Origin of the sequence: Variovorax sp. YR566, from assembly GCF_051992195.1 — a bacterium.
In the GTDB taxonomy this organism is placed as follows: Bacteria; Pseudomonadota; Gammaproteobacteria; order Burkholderiales; family Burkholderiaceae_C; genus Variovorax.
This window is the reverse complement of record NZ_CP197093.1, coordinates 371,475-388,126: the sequence shown is the minus strand read 5'-3', so window position 1 is coordinate 388,126 and position 16,652 is coordinate 371,475. Positions and strand designations below refer to the sequence as shown.

19 protein-coding genes and 2 pseudogenes are annotated in these 16,652 nt (G+C 62.7%); 8 read left to right on the top strand and 13 right to left on the bottom strand.

Annotation, left to right across the window (positions count from 1 at the left end):
* Positions 1–138 precede the first annotated feature (138 nt).
* The 9 genes and pseudogenes from yjjJ to ACTG4X_RS35880 form a co-directional block, all read right to left on the bottom strand.
* On the bottom strand, positions 139–1,530 hold the full coding sequence (gene yjjJ / locus ACTG4X_RS35920) for a type II toxin-antitoxin system HipA family toxin YjjJ (protein ID WP_440534494.1): 1,392 nt from the start codon (positions 1,528–1,530) through the stop codon (positions 139–141).
* 315 nt (positions 1,531–1,845) lie between these two features.
* On the bottom strand, positions 1,846–2,661 hold the full coding sequence (locus ACTG4X_RS35915) for a TatD family hydrolase (RefSeq protein WP_440534493.1): 816 nt from the start codon (positions 2,659–2,661) through the stop codon (positions 1,846–1,848).
* Between the two features lie 21 nt (positions 2,662–2,682).
* The gene (locus tag ACTG4X_RS35910; RefSeq protein ID WP_179830569.1) at positions 2,683–2,838 is read right to left on the bottom strand and encodes a hypothetical protein; all 156 of its coding nucleotides are present in this window, start codon (positions 2,836–2,838) and stop codon (positions 2,683–2,685) included.
* 124 nt (positions 2,839–2,962) lie between these two features.
* Positions 2,963–3,451 (bottom strand): hypothetical protein, encoded by a 489-nt coding sequence (locus ACTG4X_RS35905; RefSeq protein WP_257014540.1) that lies wholly within the window; start codon positions 3,449–3,451, stop codon positions 2,963–2,965.
* A 58-nt stretch (positions 3,452–3,509) separates the two neighbouring features.
* Entirely contained in the window at positions 3,510–5,111 is a 1,602-nt protein-coding gene (gene tnpC / locus ACTG4X_RS35900; protein ID WP_440534390.1) for an IS66 family transposase, read from the bottom strand.
* A gap of 85 nt (positions 5,112–5,196) precedes the next feature.
* Positions 5,197–5,544: an IS66 family insertion sequence element accessory protein TnpB gene (gene tnpB / locus ACTG4X_RS35895; RefSeq protein WP_097197973.1), complete on the bottom strand. Its 348-nt coding sequence runs from the start codon at positions 5,542–5,544 to the stop codon at positions 5,197–5,199.
* Positions 5,541–5,936, bottom strand: coding sequence for an IS66-like element accessory protein TnpA (gene tnpA / locus ACTG4X_RS35890; RefSeq protein WP_440532379.1), 396 nt, complete (start codon positions 5,934–5,936; stop codon positions 5,541–5,543). Before tnpA ends, tnpB begins: the two co-directional genes overlap by 4 nt.
* 113 nt (positions 5,937–6,049) lie before the next feature.
* Positions 6,050–6,268, bottom strand: a pseudogene (locus tag ACTG4X_RS35885) (transposase); the annotation flags it as partial.
* Between the two features lie 109 nt (positions 6,269–6,377).
* The gene (locus ACTG4X_RS35880) at positions 6,378–6,728 is read right to left on the bottom strand and encodes a hypothetical protein (RefSeq protein WP_440534492.1); all 351 of its coding nucleotides are present in this window, start codon (positions 6,726–6,728) and stop codon (positions 6,378–6,380) included.
* Positions 6,729–6,891: 163 nt separating this feature from the next.
* Between ACTG4X_RS35880 and ACTG4X_RS35875 the strand changes: the two genes are divergently transcribed.
* Positions 6,892–7,920, top strand: a complete 1,029-nt coding sequence (locus ACTG4X_RS35875) for an IS30 family transposase (protein WP_440534491.1) — start codon at positions 6,892–6,894, stop codon at positions 7,918–7,920.
* Between the two features lie 213 nt (positions 7,921–8,133).
* Positions 8,134–8,559: pseudogene (locus tag ACTG4X_RS35870) on the top strand (helix-turn-helix domain-containing protein); the annotation flags it as partial.
* Positions 8,560–8,655: 96 nt separating this feature from the next.
* On the opposite strand, the gene ACTG4X_RS35865 reads toward ACTG4X_RS35870, so the two are convergent.
* The gene (locus tag ACTG4X_RS35865) at positions 8,656–9,270 is read right to left on the bottom strand and encodes a TetR/AcrR family transcriptional regulator (RefSeq protein WP_097201159.1); all 615 of its coding nucleotides are present in this window, start codon (positions 9,268–9,270) and stop codon (positions 8,656–8,658) included.
* Between the two features lie 127 nt (positions 9,271–9,397).
* Between ACTG4X_RS35865 and ACTG4X_RS35860 the strand changes: the two genes are divergently transcribed.
* The 6 genes from ACTG4X_RS35860 (at position 9,398) to ACTG4X_RS35835 (ending at position 14,376) form a co-directional block, all read left to right on the top strand.
* On the top strand, positions 9,398–10,060 hold the full coding sequence (locus tag ACTG4X_RS35860) for a DUF3313 domain-containing protein (protein ID WP_097201158.1): 663 nt from the start codon (positions 9,398–9,400) through the stop codon (positions 10,058–10,060).
* A 193-nt stretch (positions 10,061–10,253) separates the two neighbouring features.
* A complete protein-coding gene (locus ACTG4X_RS35855; RefSeq protein ID WP_097201157.1) occupies positions 10,254–10,709 on the top strand; it encodes a hypothetical protein in 456 nt (151 codons plus the stop codon).
* Positions 10,706–11,635, top strand: a complete 930-nt coding sequence (locus tag ACTG4X_RS35850) for a DUF2145 domain-containing protein (RefSeq protein WP_097201156.1) — start codon at positions 10,706–10,708, stop codon at positions 11,633–11,635. Before ACTG4X_RS35855 ends, ACTG4X_RS35850 begins: the two co-directional genes overlap by 4 nt.
* Positions 11,636–11,933: 298 nt before the next feature.
* Positions 11,934–13,493, top strand: coding sequence for a PqiB family protein (locus ACTG4X_RS35845; RefSeq protein ID WP_097201154.1), 1,560 nt, complete (start codon positions 11,934–11,936; stop codon positions 13,491–13,493).
* On the top strand, positions 13,490–13,684 hold the full coding sequence (locus ACTG4X_RS35840) for a hypothetical protein (RefSeq protein ID WP_097201153.1): 195 nt from the start codon (positions 13,490–13,492) through the stop codon (positions 13,682–13,684). The genes ACTG4X_RS35845 and ACTG4X_RS35840 overlap by 4 nt, the downstream gene beginning before the upstream one ends.
* Positions 13,684–14,376 carry a winged helix-turn-helix domain-containing protein gene (locus tag ACTG4X_RS35835; RefSeq protein ID WP_097201152.1) on the top strand — a complete coding sequence of 231 codons (693 nt, stop codon included), beginning with the start codon at positions 13,684–13,686 and terminating at the stop codon, positions 14,374–14,376. Before ACTG4X_RS35840 ends, ACTG4X_RS35835 begins: the two co-directional genes overlap by 1 nt.
* A gap of 394 nt (positions 14,377–14,770) precedes the next feature.
* On the opposite strand, the gene ACTG4X_RS35830 is transcribed toward ACTG4X_RS35835, so the two are convergent.
* The 3 genes from ACTG4X_RS35830 to ACTG4X_RS35820 form a co-directional block, all read right to left on the bottom strand.
* Positions 14,771–15,532, bottom strand: coding sequence for an ankyrin repeat domain-containing protein (locus ACTG4X_RS35830; protein ID WP_179830567.1), 762 nt, complete (start codon positions 15,530–15,532; stop codon positions 14,771–14,773).
* 74 nt (positions 15,533–15,606) lie between these two features.
* The gene (locus tag ACTG4X_RS35825; RefSeq protein WP_097201149.1) at positions 15,607–16,029 is read right to left on the bottom strand and encodes a hypothetical protein; all 423 of its coding nucleotides are present in this window, start codon (positions 16,027–16,029) and stop codon (positions 15,607–15,609) included.
* Positions 16,030–16,105: 76 nt separating this feature from the next.
* On the bottom strand, positions 16,106–16,531 hold the full coding sequence (locus tag ACTG4X_RS35820) for a helix-turn-helix domain-containing protein (RefSeq protein ID WP_257015147.1): 426 nt from the start codon (positions 16,529–16,531) through the stop codon (positions 16,106–16,108).
* Between the last annotated feature and the right edge of the window lie 121 nt (positions 16,532–16,652).

Genomic DNA, 16,652 nt, shown 5'->3' with positions numbered 1-16,652 from the left:
CACATTTCTGCAAATGGACGATGTCTCGGAGAAACCGGGCAGGCCAGGACAATATATTTAACATAATCTTAATTGTGTAATTTTTGAATCCGTTGCCACCTTTGACTTCGACGGAGGTGAGCGATGCGCTCATATTCCTCAAGCGCCATGCGCTACATGTTTCCGAAGAGTCAGTGAGTTTTGGGCGCACACCGCGCGAAATTCGGCGCTGATTCGATCGTCGGCATCCGCACTGTCCCAAAACGCGACCGCTGCCAGCGCTGCCCGCTTCCAGAGGTCCTTCTCCGACGGCAGGGGCAGCCGTGGGGCATAGGTCCTGGGGGGCAGCTCTACGCCGCGCACCGGGGCATAAGTCATTGGCAGCATGTCGTAGATCGGAGCCAGTTGCAGTTGCGCTTGGCCGGCAACCTGGACCGGCTGGAACGACAGGTTGCCGTCGTGCATGTCGGAATTGCCGATGAGCTGTCCGAAGTGCCCAACAAGACCGATACGCTCGAAGTCATCGTCCGAGATCCACCCCATCTTGGCCAGGGGTTGGACGCCTTCTGCCCAAGGGCGTCCGCCGGCACCGACGAAAGTCGAGTTCAGCACGCTCCAGGAAACGACCGGTGAGCGACCGCTGGCCCCATGCCTGTCGAAACGCTCGACCTCGAGGAATGTTCGATTCGCGAGGATGCGGATTCTGGATCGGGCCACGTCGATCCCTGCGTGCTCTGCCAATGCTTGAGCAGCAAGATGCTCGCACACAAGCAGGTCCGCCCAGCGCCGAGTGCCTGGTGAATCATCAGAGCCAGAGAACTTCACAAGAACATGCTGGTCGCCTTCGGCCGTACTCCGCATGGCGGTGAACTTCGGAAACTCGCCGCCAGCCGACGATCCAGCCACGCCGAGCTCGAGCGCTTGCGCGGCGAGCCGGGGGTACGATTCGTCCAATTGGTCGTCGGCTATTCCATGCGGTCCTGTGCCGTCGTTGAACGCCTGCACCTGCTCGAGCCACTTCCTGGCGGCCGCCTCGCCAACCACCAGGTCTCCAGGAGTGTCACTGCCAAGCAGGGAGAGCGCATGCAGCACGTCGTCATCCGACCAGTTCGTTGGGTCCTCACTCACCTTCAGCAAGGCCGCATGGTGTCGCGCGAAGTTTCGCCCGAGGAAGCCCTGAGGCCGCATGTCCTGCATCATGTACGGCAAGCCTTCGAACCAGCCCTGCTTCATCTCGTCGTCCAAGGGCCACCCGAACTCCTCGGAAAGCTCAGCGGCCGTGCCATCGGGATATACCAGGTCCAGCACGGCAACCTGGTGTTGAATTCCATCGCGGTCAATTCGAAAGAGCGGGATCGGCTCGTTGTCCCCCTTCAATGCGCGGCGCGCAGCGTATTTCGTGCGTCTAGCGCTTCCACGCACGATGATGTCCACTCCCGCGGCGCGAGTGGCCCGGCTCAACGTGGGACGACTCACGCCCATCGCATCAGCAAGCGCACCAGCCTGAAGAGGCCCATGAGCGCGGAGGATTTGGACAGGATCAACAGCCATATGAAACGATTTTCAAAGACATAATGAATGAATTTCCACCTATAGTGGTGCACAAATAAATTCATTCCCATTGAAACAATACGTGAAACGATTGTATCCTGGGCCGGTGCATGAGCACCCCGTGCTGCCGCGGCATCACGACAGAACTGCGCTTCGCCCAATCCTCTAGGCTGGCGCGAAGAGACCGATGGCTTCGCAGTCGGCGGCCGCGGGTGATGGGCCGTTGGTTTCCACTTTCAGCGACAGGAGCCCGATCAGCAAAGCGCCACCGATCCCATCGTGCGGAGATGCGAAGGCAAACGACTCATCGCCGCTTCAAACGCTTGGAAGACCGAACATGCGGCGGCTGTTGTCGCTACAGGCCTGAATAATCTCTTCAACATCCCGATTCATGAGTTCCGCCACGCTGATGGCGATCCAACGGAGATTTGCTGGCTCGTTGTGCCCGCGACGGACTCCTGGGTTTTTCGGAAGAAGATAAGGCGCATCGGTTTCAAGGTGCAAGCGATCCAACGGAATTGCCGATATGGCTTCGCGCAGTGCCATGCCCCGCTTGAGATCGGAGACCCACCCGGTAATGCCGATGTCGAGCCCCATGCCGAGGAAAGCTTCCGCCTCCGCGCGATCACCGGTGAAGCAGTGAACGACACCACGGGCCCCGTCGGCAACCACAGGGGCGAGCATGTCGTGGAAATCAGTGAAGGCGTCGCGACAGTGAAGGAAAAATGGTTTGCGGATTCCGAGGGCCATCGACAGTTGACGCTCGAATGCGATGCGCTGCAACTGCGGCGTTGAAAAGTTGCGGTTGTAGTCAAGACCGCACTCTCCGATAGCGACGACCTGCGAGCACTTCCAGAGTTCGGCAAGCTCGCGTAAGGTGTTCGGGTCGCACGACTTTGCGCCGTGCGGATGAACCCCAGCGGTCGCAAAGACAACACCGGGGTTTGCCTTGGCGAGATCGCGCGCAAGCCTACTCGAGGCAAGCGAAGTGCCTGTGGCCAGGATTTGCGTCACTCCTGCGGCCTTTGCGCGGACCAGCAGTGCATCTGTGAGCGACACCAACTGCGCCGCGTGGAAGTTCACGCCGATGTCGACCAGCTGCGGTCGATCCCCTGACGAATTCGTACTCATGCACCGATGGTACGAACTCAGTTAGCCGAAGCGCCGGCGTGCATGCGCGATCTCGACGATCTTGCTGCTGAGCTCTTGCCTCATGGCATTGGCCTCGGGTGGATGGCGGTAGCTGTCGCGGGAGAGCCCCACAAGCCTGCAGGCGCGCCGCTCGCTCAGATCGCATTGCTGGACCATGGCTAAGACGGCGGCCCGCTTGGCTTGCGGGGCTAGCGCTTTACCCCGAAGGCGGTGTTCAGTGCGTGGATGTCCAGGTGCGCCGTAATAGTCCGCTCGAGGCCGTTGTTGACGGCCGGGTGGTTTAAGGCGTGATGTCGGTGACGTGTTGAAGCAGAGCGAACGCCACGCGCCATGCGCGGCCGTCGCAGTGAACGGTGGCCGTGCGCTGGTTGATCCGAACGATTTCTCCGACGTGGCGCTTGAGGCTTTGGTCGGTGAAGCTCACGCGCTGGCCGACGCGGAAGTCCTGTTTGTGATGGATCTCCGGCGGCGGCCTCAGCGGTGCGGCAGTCGCCGGTGAGGGTGACGCGCCTGCCTGCTGATCATCGACAGGCACGACGGCCGCGTACAGCACGCTGAAGCGCTGTTTGCTTTGCTCATCGATCAGTGTGACCTGCCGGTCTTTCATCGCCGCGATGCGAGCCTCGCGCAGCTTGCCGGTCCCCCAGTCCCAGTACCTCACCAGTTGGCCCATGTGCAACTGCGAGCGCGCCTGCACGATGCGCCTGGGGTCGGCCATGAGTTGCTCGATGACCCAGCTGAGCTGGTACAGCTCAGCGCTGGTGGCCATGGGGAGATCTTCGATCTGCTTGACACGCATGCTGGCGATTTTGCCAGCGGCGATGCGCTCAGGCCGCGAGCTTGTCAGTCGGCTGTGAGCTCGTCGGCGCCGCCTTGGCAAGCTCACTGGCGACCGCCCACGGCAGCAACTCGTCGATACGGTTGCTCGGATGGTCGGCGATGCGCTCGAGCACGTGGCGCAAGTAGGCCTGCGAATCAATGCCGACGAGCTTGGCCGAGCCGATCAAGGTGTAAATCACCGCCGCGCTGTGCCCGCCGTTGTCCGAGCCGAGATGCAGGTAGTTCTTGCGGCCGATCGCCACGCCGCGCAGCGCGCGCTCGGCCGCGTTGTTGTGCATTTCGATCCGCCCATCGTCGACGAAGCGCGTCAGCGCCGTCCAGTTGCTCAGCGAATACCCGATCGCCAACGCCATCGGCGACTTCGCCGAGACCTGCGACAGCGCCGTGTCGAACCATGCCTTCAGGTCGCCCAGCATTGCAGCGGTTCGTTCCCGGCGAACCCGCATTCGCTCGTGTGGCGGCTTGCCTCGGATCTCGGCTTCCACCCCGAAGACCTTGCCGATGCGCTGCAGCGCCTGGTGCGCCAGCGTTCCGCCGAGCTTGTGCTGGCGCTCGTGGATGTCCCACAGCTTGCGCCGTGCATGGCTCCAGCAAGCCGCCTCGACCACCCGGCCGTCTTCATACAAGGGGTGGTAGCCAGCGAAGGCATCAGCTTGCAGGATTCCCTTGAAGTGCCGCAGATGGCGCACGGGGTGTTCGCCCCTGCGGTTCGCCGAGTACTGGAACCACACCGCCGGCGGCGCTGTGTCGCCGCTGGGGCGGTCATCCCTCACGTACACCCACAGGCGTCCAGTGCGCGCCTTGGCACCGGCGCCGCCGAGCACGCGGATCGGCGTGTCGTCACCGTGGATCTTGTCAGCCGCCAACACGTAGCGGCCGATGGCTTCGGCCAGCGGGCTCAGCAAGCGTGCCGCCTGCGCCACCCAGTCGGCCAGGGTCGAGCGCTGCAGCTCGACGCCTTCACGGCTGTAGATCTGGCACAGCCGATACAAGGGTGTGTGATCGCAATACTTGCTCACCAGCACGTGCGAGAGCAGCCCGGCGCCGGCCATGCAGCGATCGATGGGGCGACTCGGCGCGGGCACCTGCGTGATCGTGCTGCAGTTCGCGCAAGCGAGCTTGGGGCGAACGTGGCGCACAACATGGAAGCTGCCCGGCTCATAGTCGAGTACCTCCGCGACGTCCTGGCCGATCTCGCGAAGACCGCGGCCGCAGGCCTGGCAGTTGCAACCGCTGTGCGGCGTATGCATCACGGTGCGCCGCGGCAGATGATCTGGCAAGTCGCGCACGCCGGTGCGCTGTCGCGCCTGGCGCTTCTTGCGGCCTTGATCGATGGACGTGACGTTGGAAGGGTGCTTGCCATCAGCGTCGTCTTCGCCCGGCACCGCGGGGGTCACCGCCGGCTGCGCGAGCTGCCCGCCCACGAGTTCAAGCTGAGCGTGTTCAAGCTGCTCGCTGGAGCGGCCGTACTTCATGCGCCGCAAGTACGCCACTTCAACCTTGAGCTTCTCGACGGTCAGCAGCGCGATCTTCAATGCCTCTTGCGAGCGCTGCACTTCGCCGCTGAGCGCGGCGTTGGCGGCAAGCAGTTCCTGCGAGGTCATGGCTACGACTGTGCCGGTCGGTACCTGGCCCTACAACGGGAGTTGTCCTGTCAACTTGGCCGATGCTCCACTACGCCGCTGCGCGTGGCTGCCAGGTGCGCTCGGGTCGGCGCCAGTCGATGCCTTCGAGCAGCATCGACAGCTGCGCACCGCTCAACGAGATCGATCCCGACTCGGCCTGTGGCCAGACGAATCGCCCTCGCTCCAGCCGCTTGGCCAGCAGGCACATGCCGTCGCCGTCACTCCACAACAGCTTGACCAGGTCGCCGCGCCGCCCGCGGAAGACGAAGACGTGGCCGGAGTACGGATCCTCGGTGAGAGCGGTCTGCACCTTCGCCGCCAGCGTGTCCATGCCGCAACGCATGTCCGTCACGCCAGCGGCCAGCCAGACGCGGGTGCCCGCCCGCGGGCCGATCATGCACTCTGGCGCAGCGCGCGCAGGACGCTGCACAGACTGTCTTCGTCGACAGCGCCACGCAGTCGCAATTGCGCGCCGGCGAACTCCAGTTCGATGACGCCAGTCCGCGGTGTCGGTCTCGATGACGATGGGGCAGGCGCAGCGGAAGTCGGAATGGACATGACCTCGGTCGCCGGTGCTACCTCTATCGGCAACAGCACCGCCGGCGGCGCGTCGCCTGCGGCTCGAACATGCTCCCTGCGCCACTTGAACAGCATGTTGGCGTTGATGCCACTGCGCAGCGCGATCGCCGATACGGACGCGCCTGGCTCCAGGCTTTGTCGCACCAGCTCCTGCTTGAACGCACGGTCGTGATGTCGTCGGCCGGCCTTCGAGTCTTGCTCACTCTTCATGGTGTGCACCATCTCCTTTAGCGCACACCTCCAAGCGGGTCTGCGATTGAGGTCAGATGCTTCCTGCAGCCTGCGCATCAGGCAAGGACGGCCTTCGTCGGACCATTACGGTGCGCCTCGGCCAACAGCTTCTTGAGCTTGTTGTTCTCGGCCTCCAGTTCACGCAGCCGCCGGGCGTCGGGCACGTCCATGCCGCCGTACTTGGCACGCCATTTGTAGAAGGTCGCGTCGCTGAAGCCGCCTTTGCGGCACAGATCCTTGATCGGCAAGCCGGACTCGGCCTGCTTGATGAAACCGATGATCTGCTCCTCGGTGTATCTGCTCTTTCTCATGTCCGTCATTCTCCAAGTTGACGGACTTCGCTGCCATTACGCTGGTACAGGGGGCAGGTCACAACGAACTGGGCCACTGTCGGCTTATCTAAGTACAGGGGGCGCACGCTCATTGGCGGACCTGAAGGCCAGCGCCGTCTTCGCCCTTAATGGTGAGGTCTAGGCAATTCCGGTCGAGCCCTAGTTCGCGGGCGAGAAGCAGCGCCAGAACCTCAGCCTGCAGGTGGCGTACGTCGCGTGAGTTGGTAATGACTACATCGGGACTGAAGCGGCTACCGTCCGTCGCGCTGACGTGCGAGCCTTCCGCTGCGCCGTTGTGACCTGGGCGGATGAGTTGCCAGAGTACGGCGCCGGCCATGCGCAGCGCGTGCGCCTCGTTGTCGAAACGCACGTCGGTGACAACGAAGCGGGTTTCGCCCTCGCGGCGATAGTCGGCGAACCTTCCAGCCGCCCGGTGCATGCGTGCGGATCAGGTGCTCGACTGCGATCTGCAGCGGGAAGCCTGAGTCGTTGACGGTTTTTAAGTAGGGCGGTTTCAAGTCTGAAGTGCAACACACTCGATCCTCAAGGGAAGAGCTTGCACGAACAGAAGTTACGAACAACTGAGCGCCGAAGAGCGAGGAATGATCATGGCGATGAAGCTGCAAGGCAGCAGCGCCAGATCGATTGCCGCAACGTTGGGGCGCGCGCCCAGCACGATCACGCGGGAGTTGCGGCGCAATGGCTTCAAGTCCGATGCAGAGCTCGGCCCAATGGGGCGCCCGCGCATCGCGGGTGGCTACGATGCGGTCAGGGCCGGGGTACGTTCGCGCCGTGTGCGACGCCAGGCACGGCGTCGGTGCAAACTTCACTTCGAGGGCGCGCCCTGGCGCAAGGTTCGGGCGCTGCTGGAGCAGTGCTGGTCGCCCGAGCAGATCGCCGGCACACTCAAGCAAGAGCACCCTGGACAGCGCGAATTGCAAGCTTCTCACGAGACGATATACACGGCCATCTATGCTGCCCCGCGTGGCGGATTGCGCAAGGAATTGGTGGCCTTGCTGCGCCAGGGCCGCGGCGCGCGCAAGCCTCGTACTCGGGGAGAAGACAGGCGTGGTTCGCTGCAGGACATGGTGAGCATTCATGTGCGTCCGCCCGAGGCCAACGATCGCCTGCTGCCCGGACATTGGGAGGGCGACTTGATCAAAGGAGCCCTGAACCGTTCGGCCGTGGGCACCCTGGTATGCCGCAAGACCTTGTTCGTGATGCTGGTCAAGATGGATGGCGCCACGGCGCTGGATGCCCTCAAGGGCTACGAGCAGGCCTTCTCGCCATTGGACGAAGCGCTTCGCAAAACCTTGACCTACGACCAAGGCAAAGAGATGGCTTTGCACAAGAAACTCGCCGAAAGCACGGGGCTGAAGATCTATTTTGCAGACCCTCACAGCCCTTGGCAGCGCGGCATCAACGAGAACACCAACGGCCTGATCAGGCAGTACCTGCCCAAAGGAACAGACCTGAGCGTCCACTCTCAGCGCCATCTCGATCACATCGCCTGGAGTTTGAACACCCGCCCACGCAAAACCTTGGGCTTCCGCACACCGGCTCAAGTCCTCTTCGAGGACTGCTTCAACCAGAATGTCGACATTCAACCCATCGTTGCACTTGGGATTTGAAATCGCCTAGTGATCGCTCATACGACTTGATTCAAGGGGCAGAAGGGGTGAGGGACGTTAGCAGCGCTAGCATCGTACATTTCCTCTGTAGATTATTTAACATAAGACACATTGTGTTGGAAAACACTGTGGGAGCAAAGTTGTAATGTCGCATTCCAGCAAAGTTGAAATGTCGCAAAGTCTGCGCCCCGGTCCGGGGTTTGAGGTGCAGACATGGCGAACGACGCGGCCACCATCACAATGAACATGCGCGAGGTCAACCGGCTCAAGACGGCGCAAGCCGTCGTTGACCGACTGACACGTGTGGGCCAAGCCGCGCAGCGGCTGGGCCTGAGTCGACGGCAACTCGAACGCCTGATTCAGCGATACAAGGATGAAGGCGCCGCCGGGTTGGTTTCGCGTAAGCGAGGCCGACCCGGCAACCGCCAACTGGCGCCGGGAGTCGCGCTACGGGCCATTGGGCTGATCCGCGAGCGTTACGCGGACTTCGGGCCAACACTGGCCTGCGAGAAGCTGGCTGGACGCCATGGCCTGACGCTCGGTGTCGAGACGGTGCGAACACTGGTGACGGCAGCCGGCCTTTGGACGCCCCGCAAACAGCGAGTCGCCAAGATCCATCAGCCGCGCAACATGCGCAGCTTGCGCCCGTCGAACAGCGCGTGGGCCACGAAATCCATGCTCCAGATCTCATTCATGGCATGGGCTAACTGTTTTGGCTGTGGGCACCGTCACGATCTATTGAGGCACGGCGCCAGCGAGGAACATCTCTACAGCGCGCTTGACCAGCGCATGGATCTGATCCGCTGACAGTGGTGGAGGATTGCTCTGGAACAGCCGAACCTGGGTCTCTGCCGTGACCAATGCGGAGAACTGCATCGCAGTCACGACGGGATCTGCACGCCGCAACTCGCCGTACTCCATCGCAGATGCCATGAGCCCGGCGAGCGTCTGGATGAATTCGGTCGGCCCTGATTCGTAGAACAACTGCCCCACCTTGGAGTGCCCGGCTTCGGCGATGACCATCCGGTAGACCGCGAGCGCATCGGCATCGTTGCTCAGCACGGACAGCATCCGCTCGCCGAAGCTCATCAGCAGTGATTCGAGCGTGGCTTCACCGCTCACCTTGAGCAACTCCGTCGGGCTCTCCGCCAGGTGCGATGTTGCAACGCTCTGCACCACCGCCATGAAGAGTTCCTCCTTCGAGGAGAAGTACCCGTAGAGGGTGGCCTTCGACCCGCCAAGGCGCTTGGCAAGCTCGTTCATCGATGCTCGTTCATATCCCTGCTCCTTAAACAGTGCCAGCGCTCCCTCAACGATGGCGTTGCGCCGCGTCTCCGTTCGTACCTTCATCAAGTCTCCTTCGAAAGAATACCCAACTGTACATTTTTCTTGACAGAGCAAATTTGGTGGATCAATAATGAACCGTAACGTACAGTTGTGATTTGATCTTCTACAACCCCCATCGGCCAAGGAATCCATGCCCGCTCTTCTCAAAACTTCAACGGCTGCCATGCTCGCGGTCTGCTTGGCCCTGGGGGCGTGCAGCAGCACGCAGCCCATTCCCTACGCGGGCATCCCGTCGTCCAGCCAGCTGCGCCCCAGCCTGAACGATGACTCCGGCCGCACCCCGTTCGAATACAAGACCCAGGTCAATTGGCGCAAGTATTCAGCCTTCGTTCTCGATCCGGTCGCCATCTATCGCGGCAGCGATGCCCAGTTCGACGATGTGTCGGAAGACGACAAGGCATTCCTCGCCCGCAACATGCTGGACCAGTTCGCTGCAAAACTGAATGCCCGCTTCCCGGACGCTTCATCCAGAAATGTCAACGCATTGCGGATCAAGCTAACGCTCACCGGCGCGAAGACGAACACGGCCGTGCTCAGCACCTTCTCCCGATTCGACCTCATGGGCGGCCCCTACAACGCCGTGCAGGCCGTCCGCGGCAGGGAAGGCGCCATGACGGGATCCGTCAGCTTCGCCGTTGAGATCTACGACGCCTCGACCAATGAGCTGCTTGGCGCCTATGTCGCCAAACAGTACCCCAATGCATGGAATCTCAAAGCCGGTATCGGCGCGAGAAGCGCGTCCATCGTCGGCATTGAAAAAGGCGCCGATCAGTTGATCGCCTACCTGCAGTGAAGCAGGTCTCGAGGATTGACCACATGGACGCCGTTCACGTGATACGCCAAATCGTCGGGGCGATGAAGAAGGCACTCGCGCGGAGACTGCGCAGGCCTTGCATCAAGCTTCAGTGCGCCTTGGCAAGGGTCACCCGGTCTAGGCGCGGCATCTTCCACGCCAAATGAATCGTCACCCACCGCAGGAGCACTCGATGACCTTCACCCGGAATTTCCGCCTCGCATGCATGGCCGCCTGCCTTGCACTCGCCTTCAACGCGAAGGCCGAACTCTTCACCTCTCTGGCTTCCAGCGCCGGTTCTGCGTCCAGTGGCAGCGCGTCCGCATCGCTGCGCGGTTCGAGCAAGAGTTCGTTCGACGGCGACAAGGTGGCCGAAGGCGACTACCGCATCACCGAGGTCGCGCAGGCCACCGACCGCACCGGCTTCACGCGCGTCGCGATGCAAAACGACGATACGCAGCAGCGCATCGTGCTCGAGTTGCCGCAAGCCACTTTCGCGAAGGAACGCCTGGGCCCTGGCGACCTCGTGCATGCACAACCGCGAGCGTACGGAACGGCATTTGCGCGCAGCGACAACCGCCGGGCGTTCTACCTGGTGCTCGCCGATGATTTGTACGGGGAGCTGGTGGCCCGCCCCGTCAGCCTTTGAGCGTCGTGCACCGGTTCGCGCTTGGGTTCGCGGCAGTTCTCGCTCTCGCCTGCGGCACGGCGCAAGCGGCATCCGGCGGGACAGGACCGCTGGCTTCCTCGCAGTTCTGCGATCACACGAAGCCGTTGACCGCAGACCAGCAGGATCGATTGCTGCGTCTTGCCGCCGTTGTGCGCGACGAGCTCTCAGCCGCTGGCGATGGTGCCGTGCTGATCAGCCGTTCCGGGCTCGATCTTTCGCGATTTCGCATCCGGTACTCCCACGCCGCCATCGCATGGCGCGACGAGACCGACGGCTGGTCTGCCCGCCAGCTGTACTACGCCTGCGACGAAGGCCGCCCGCGGATCTATGACCAGGGCCTGACGGGGTTCGTGATGGGCATCGACGATCCCGCGCTGAGCTACATCTCGATCGTGCGACTCCCCGCTGACGCGGCACAAACGCTGCGGCGCGCGGCGCTCGACAAGCCGCGCGCGCTGCACCTGCTGGGCGCGACCTACAGCGCCAACGCCTATCCGTTCAGCCTGCGCTACCAGAACTGCAACCAGTGGGTCATGGAGATGCTCGCCGTCGCGTGGGGCGACCTGTCCGACGGAGATGACCTGCGCGGACGCGCCCAGAACTGGCTTCGGCAGGCGCCCTACGAACCCGAACCGGTCGACGTCGGCTCGCATGCGCTGATTTTTGCGTCGAGCTTCGTGCCGCTCTTGCATCTGGACGACCACCCGGAAGACGACATCTATGCACTGAAGCTGCGCGTCAGCCTGCCCTCGACCGTCGAGACCTTTGTGCGCGACCAATTGCCCGGGAGCGAGCGCGTCGAGCTGTGCCATGACGGCAGCCAGATCGTCGTGCACCACGGCTGGACCTCCATCGCCGACGGCTGTCGATCGGGCGACGGCGATCGTGTCTTGCAGCTCGACTAGCAAACATCCACACCTTGCAGACGAAGGAAACACGAATGCGCCCGTCGATGCACACCATGATTCGCGCCGCCGCCTTCGCCTTGGCAGGCTGTACGGGGGCGCAACCGCGCCCTTGTCCCGACTCCCGGTCGACTGAAGAAGACCAGGGGGCACTGGCTCAGCACATGGACGCTCGGTTCGGCGACAAGCTCAACGCAAGATTCGACTTGGTAGCGCGCCTGGGTCCCTCCAGAGCCGGCAGCGACAAGGCCGCCGACGATCTGGCTGCCCGTCTGGCGTGAGCCGCCACCGCATCCCAATGTCCTCGCTGATTTGGCTTGTCCCGATGGTCGCGGCATTGATCAGTATCACTCTGGTCGCTCGGGTTCTGCTCGAGCGTGGCCCCACGGTCGAGGTGAGCTTCAGAACGGCCGAAGGTCTGGAGGCCGGCAAGACGGTCGTGAAGTACAAGGACGTGCAGATTGGCGTGGTGCAGAGCCTGCGTCTGGCCCAAGACCGCTCGCATGTGCGCGTGGTGCTGCAGCTCAACCAGGATGCCCAGGGCTTCACTGCACGGGGCACGCGGTTCTGGGTGGTACGACCGCGACTCGACACCACGGGCATTTCAGGCCTGGGCACCTTGCTGTCCGGCGCCTACATCGGCGCCGATGCGGGCACGTCGCGCGAGAACAGCAAGATGTTCGTTGGCCTCGAGGCGCCTCCTGTCGTGGCGTACGACGCGTCCGGCACTCAGTTTCTGCTGCGAGCCGGGGATGCAGGCTCGCTCGGCGTGGGCTCGCCGGTGTTCTTCCGACGCATCAAGGTTGGCCAGGTTGCCGCATATGAACTCGACCGCGACGGCCGCGGCGTCTTGTTGAGGCTCTTCGTTAACGCCCCCTACGACACCTTCATCGGGGTCAACACGCGCTTCTGGCATGCCAGCGGGTTCGACCTGCGCCTCAGCTCGAGCGGCGCGACGCTGCGCACCCAGTCGCTCACGTCCATTCTGCTCGGGGGCATCGCTTTTGGTGCGCCCGACGACACCCGCGGACCGGCAGCCCCGGAGGGCATGGCCTTCGCGCTGGCCGATGACGAATCGACTGCCATGAAAACTCCGGATGGCCCGACGCAGACCCTGCTTCTCTACTTCGACCAGTCTCTGCGCGGCCTGTCGCCGGGCGCGGCGGTGGACTTTCGCGGTGTCGTGATCGGCGAGGTGAAGGCCATCGGCGCCGAATTCGATCAGAACCGGCGCGAGTTTCGCATGCCGGTGCTCGTGCGGATCTATCCGGGCCGCCTGCGCCCCGACATGGCCGACCCCGGCCACGGGCCAGCGCACGAGCAGGAGGACGTCAAGCGCGTGTTGATCAACAAGGGGCTGCGCGCGCAACTTCGCAGCGCGAACCTGCTGACCGGCCAGCTGTATGTGGCGCTCGACTTCTTCCCGAAAGCACCAGCCGTCGCGATCGATGTGACCAGGGAACCGCTCGAGTTGCCGACCATCCCCAACGGCCTCGATACGCTGCAGTCGCAGGCCGAAGAGATCGTGACCAAGGTCAACAAGGTGCCTTTCGAGCAGATCGCTCAGGACCTGCGCACCACGCTCGCGAGCCTGGACAAGACGCTGATCAGTGCAGAGCGGTTGGCAACGACGCTGAACAACGACGTAGCGCCGGAAGCCGTCGCGGCGATGAGGGACGCGCGCAAGACCATGAACGAGGTCGAACGCACGCTCGCGCAGGACTCGCCGCTGCAGCAGGACGCGCGACAGACGCTGCAGGAACTCACGCGCACCGCCGCGTCCGTGCGCGTGCTCACGGACTACCTTGAACGCCATCCCGAGACACTTCTGCGCGGCAAGCCGGACGACAGGAAATGAAATACCTCTCCAGCTTTGCAATCGCACACGCTGCGGTGCTCGCGCTCGTGGTTGGCGTCTTTCTGATCGACGGCTGCATGAACAGGACCGATCACCGCTGCACTCTGACGGCGCCGGACGCTCCGTCGGCGCTGTCTTCAACACTTCTCGACGCCCAACGGAGCGCGCCGATGGGAGGGAGCGCCTGCTGATGAACATCCTTCTTCTTGGGGCCGAAAATCAAACGCGCAGCAAACTCGGCAGTGCGCTCTGGCGATCCGGCTTTGCGGTCGATGTGGCCGACCTCGCCGCCGCCGGGTCGCAGCTCTCGACCGGCAAGCCGTATGCATTGATTCTTCTCGATGTTGCACCGCCGGAAACAACTCAAGCGGCGATAAATTCTGTTCGACGCATGACCAGCGCCCCTTTGCTGGTGCTGACAGGGCGAGACCGGCTGGAAGACCGCGTCGAAGAACTTGCGCCAGGCGCCACCGAGTACCTGGCCGGGCCCTACGCCATGGACGATTTGCTGACACGCGCCTGGGCCCTGACGTCCCGCGACGAGAGTCCGGACGCCGCCTTGCTCCGTCTGGCGGACTTGGCCATCGACCGCAAGCGCGGCAAGGCAATTCGTCGAGGCACGGACCTGAGTCTCAGTGCCACCCTGTTCGAGCTTCTGGATGTATTGATGGCCCATCGAGGGCATGTGATGTCACGCGCAAGGCTGATCAACGCCGTTTGGGGATCACGTGCCACACATCAACACGACAACCTGGTCACGCTCTCCATCTTGAGACTTCGCCAGCGGCTGGATGATCCATTTGATCTGAAGCTGATTCATACAGTGCACCGCAAAGGGTACGTTCTCGAAATTCGCAACGACCACTATCTTGGATCTGGCTGAACGCTGGACGTTTATCTAACAAGGAAATCTCATGAAAAGACTCGTACTTCTATTTGTAATCTCAGCGGTCCTATCCGGTTGTGTGGTCGTGCCATCCGAGCGGGATCGTCCCCCACCGGCACGACGCGGTCACAGTGACCGCGACCGCGATGGTGACCGCGATGGTGACGGTATTCCCGACCGCTACGATCGCGCACCGAACAACCCCTATCGCTGACGCGTTCGGACATCGCCGCGATGCGAGCCCCACATAGCTTGCCAGTGCACCAGTCCCAGTACTTCACCAGTTGTTGCATGGTCTCGACCGTTGTGGCCGGATCACGGGGACCCTTTAGGCAAGCGCCTTGGTCTTGGTAGCGCACCGAGCCCATTCAGGCTCACTCACAGAACATGCCTAGCGTGACCTGTCAACAGGCTTCGCGCGGTCGAACATATCGAGCCAACTGGTATCGCCGCGCTTGCGCGCAATCTCGAAAGGCGAATTGCCGCGATCATTTTGTGCATCAGGGTCGGCACCACGCCGGAGCAGGTAGGCCGTCAACTCGCGGTTTCGCAAACCGGTGGCAAGCAGCAAAGGCGTGTTGCCTCGGCTGTCACGCACATCGACAGCCAATCCGACGTTCAGCAGTCGCTTCGCCCAAGCGATCTGCTGAGCGCGGGCACGTTCCTCATCTTTCACCAGGAGCGGGGCCTGCGCCAGTTGATGCAACGCAGTGAAGCCGCTGTCGGCCGCGTGACGCGCGTCGGCCCCTCGCGCCAGCAACAACTCAGCGGACTCGTAGCGCCCCATTCCCAGGGCGGTCAGTAGCGGCGTGTTACCGCCCGCGTCCATGGGCCTGTCCACCCCGGCGCCACCATCCAGCAGCATGCGCACTTCCTCCAGCTCGCCCGAAACCGCGCTTACGGCCAGCACGCTGACGCCGCTCAGGCAGGCGTTCGGGTCCGCGCCGCGTGCCAGCAAGGTGGCAAGTTGGCGGCGCCGGTCCTTGCCGAGGCCGAAAGCGATGGGTGGTGCCTCTTTGAAGGCCCGCTGGAGCGCTGCCGTGGAAAAGTCACCATAGTCCTGCGCTTCCGATGGCTCCGGACAGCGCTCGATTGGCGCGGCGCTACACACCGCCACGGTCAGCGAGAACACCCCCATCAACACCCACTTCACGGGGTACCCCACACATGAGCGGTTGTGGCATCGTCCATTACGCATCTCGACATACTTGCTGGCGCTGCAACTGGTTACGGCCCGCCCATGCGCGTGAACGCCGGGGAACTGGCCACGCTGAAGAGCCAGGAACGTATGGCCAACAGGAACGCCGTCACGCGGCCGCCATGGGACGCGTCCCCGATGGTTGTGCGCACTGCTCGAGCTCGAATTGCCGTTTCAGTGATTCCAATGACCTCATGGATCACGTCCACGTTGACGAATTCATCCTCGTTGACGTCCAACACGGCTGGACCGACCAGTGCGGTGAGTGCGCGTCTGCTGGGGAAAAGCGTCCGGCCGTGTATGGCCTTCGCCATGCGGTGTACAGCCTCACGGTCCGCGGCGGATTGGACGGGTACATCCGTGTCGCTGGAAATCGCTGCGACACCTTCAGGCACGATCAGATCGTATCGAAGCACCCAGAATGCGAACGCCTGTCCGCCCCCCAGGATCATGTCTTCGCCGGCGGCCGCCAAAGTCGCTCGACGGTCTCATAGGGTGTCACCGCTTCCGTCTTGCGGCCTCGTTCGGTCACCATGGCTGGGGCTCGCCAAACGCATCCTCAGAGAAGTTCAGCGTTGCACGCGCAACGACGTGTTGTGGCAGCAAGAACAAACTGCGCGGATCACGCTGCCCATGCTGAACTTGGCGCGCCAGCGCAAGGCGGCGCTTCGAAATGCCGGGGCGGGGTTCGGCGACCGAGCCGGCAACGAGTGCCAGGTCAGCAACTTTGCCTAGCTTTTCCAAGATGCGAACATACGTGCCCATGGTCACTGATGGATCGCCACGTTCTGCTGCGGCAAGAGTGGCCCGTGAAATTCCAAGCCCCGAAGCAAAGTCAACGGCCGTCATCCGGTGTGAGCGGCGTTCCAATGCAAGACGTCCTCCAAGCTGACGGAGCAACTCGCTGCTTGGGGCCGAGTTCGGCAGAATCTTGGCTGGCATGGCGACCAGCATGTTAGTCAAAGCATTCTTCTTTGTCCAAAATGCTGTTCAAAGTCAAAGACGGCAGCAGGCCGATGCCAGAGAACGATCGCCTGCACGCAATGCGCACGCCCTCTTCTCTTTTGTTCCTGCG

What these genes read in the sequence shown, in the direction of transcription:
- ACTG4X_RS35865 (WP_097201159.1), bottom strand. Translation starts at nt 9,270, where the DNA reads ATGAAGGTACGAACGGAGACGCGGCGCAACGCCATCGTTGAGGGAGCG.
- tnpA (WP_440532379.1), bottom strand. Translation starts at nt 5,936, where the DNA reads ATGAAGAGTGAGCAAGACTCGAAGGCCGGCCGACGACATCACGACCGT.
- ACTG4X_RS35875 (WP_440534491.1), top strand. Translation starts at nt 6,892, where the DNA reads ATGATCATGGCGATGAAGCTGCAAGGCAGCAGCGCCAGATCGATTGCC.
- ACTG4X_RS35910 (WP_179830569.1), bottom strand. Translation starts at nt 2,838, where the DNA reads ATGGTCCAGCAATGCGATCTGAGCGAGCGGCGCGCCTGCAGGCTTGTG.
- ACTG4X_RS35880 (WP_440534492.1), bottom strand. Translation starts at nt 6,728, where the DNA reads ATGCACCGGGCGGCTGGAAGGTTCGCCGACTATCGCCGCGAGGGCGAA.
- ACTG4X_RS35855 (WP_097201157.1), top strand. Translation starts at nt 10,254, where the DNA reads ATGACCTTCACCCGGAATTTCCGCCTCGCATGCATGGCCGCCTGCCTT.
- ACTG4X_RS35905 (WP_257014540.1), bottom strand. Translation starts at nt 3,451, where the DNA reads ATGGCCACCAGCGCTGAGCTGTACCAGCTCAGCTGGGTCATCGAGCAA.
- ACTG4X_RS35820 (WP_257015147.1), bottom strand. Translation starts at nt 16,531, where the DNA reads ATGCTGGTCGCCATGCCAGCCAAGATTCTGCCGAACTCGGCCCCAAGC.
- ACTG4X_RS35860 (WP_097201158.1), top strand. Translation starts at nt 9,398, where the DNA reads ATGCCCGCTCTTCTCAAAACTTCAACGGCTGCCATGCTCGCGGTCTGC.
- ACTG4X_RS35840 (WP_097201153.1), top strand. Translation starts at nt 13,490, where the DNA reads ATGAAATACCTCTCCAGCTTTGCAATCGCACACGCTGCGGTGCTCGCG.
- yjjJ (WP_440534494.1), bottom strand. Translation starts at nt 1,530, where the DNA reads ATGGCTGTTGATCCTGTCCAAATCCTCCGCGCTCATGGGCCTCTTCAG.
- ACTG4X_RS35915 (WP_440534493.1), bottom strand. Translation starts at nt 2,661, where the DNA reads ATGAGTACGAATTCGTCAGGGGATCGACCGCAGCTGGTCGACATCGGC.
- ACTG4X_RS35825 (WP_097201149.1), bottom strand. Translation starts at nt 16,029, where the DNA reads ATGATCCTGGGGGGCGGACAGGCGTTCGCATTCTGGGTGCTTCGATAC.
- ACTG4X_RS35845 (WP_097201154.1), top strand. Translation starts at nt 11,934, where the DNA reads ATGTCCTCGCTGATTTGGCTTGTCCCGATGGTCGCGGCATTGATCAGT.
- tnpB (WP_097197973.1), bottom strand. Translation starts at nt 5,544, where the DNA reads ATGATCGGCCCGCGGGCGGGCACCCGCGTCTGGCTGGCCGCTGGCGTG.
- ACTG4X_RS35835 (WP_097201152.1), top strand. Translation starts at nt 13,684, where the DNA reads ATGAACATCCTTCTTCTTGGGGCCGAAAATCAAACGCGCAGCAAACTC.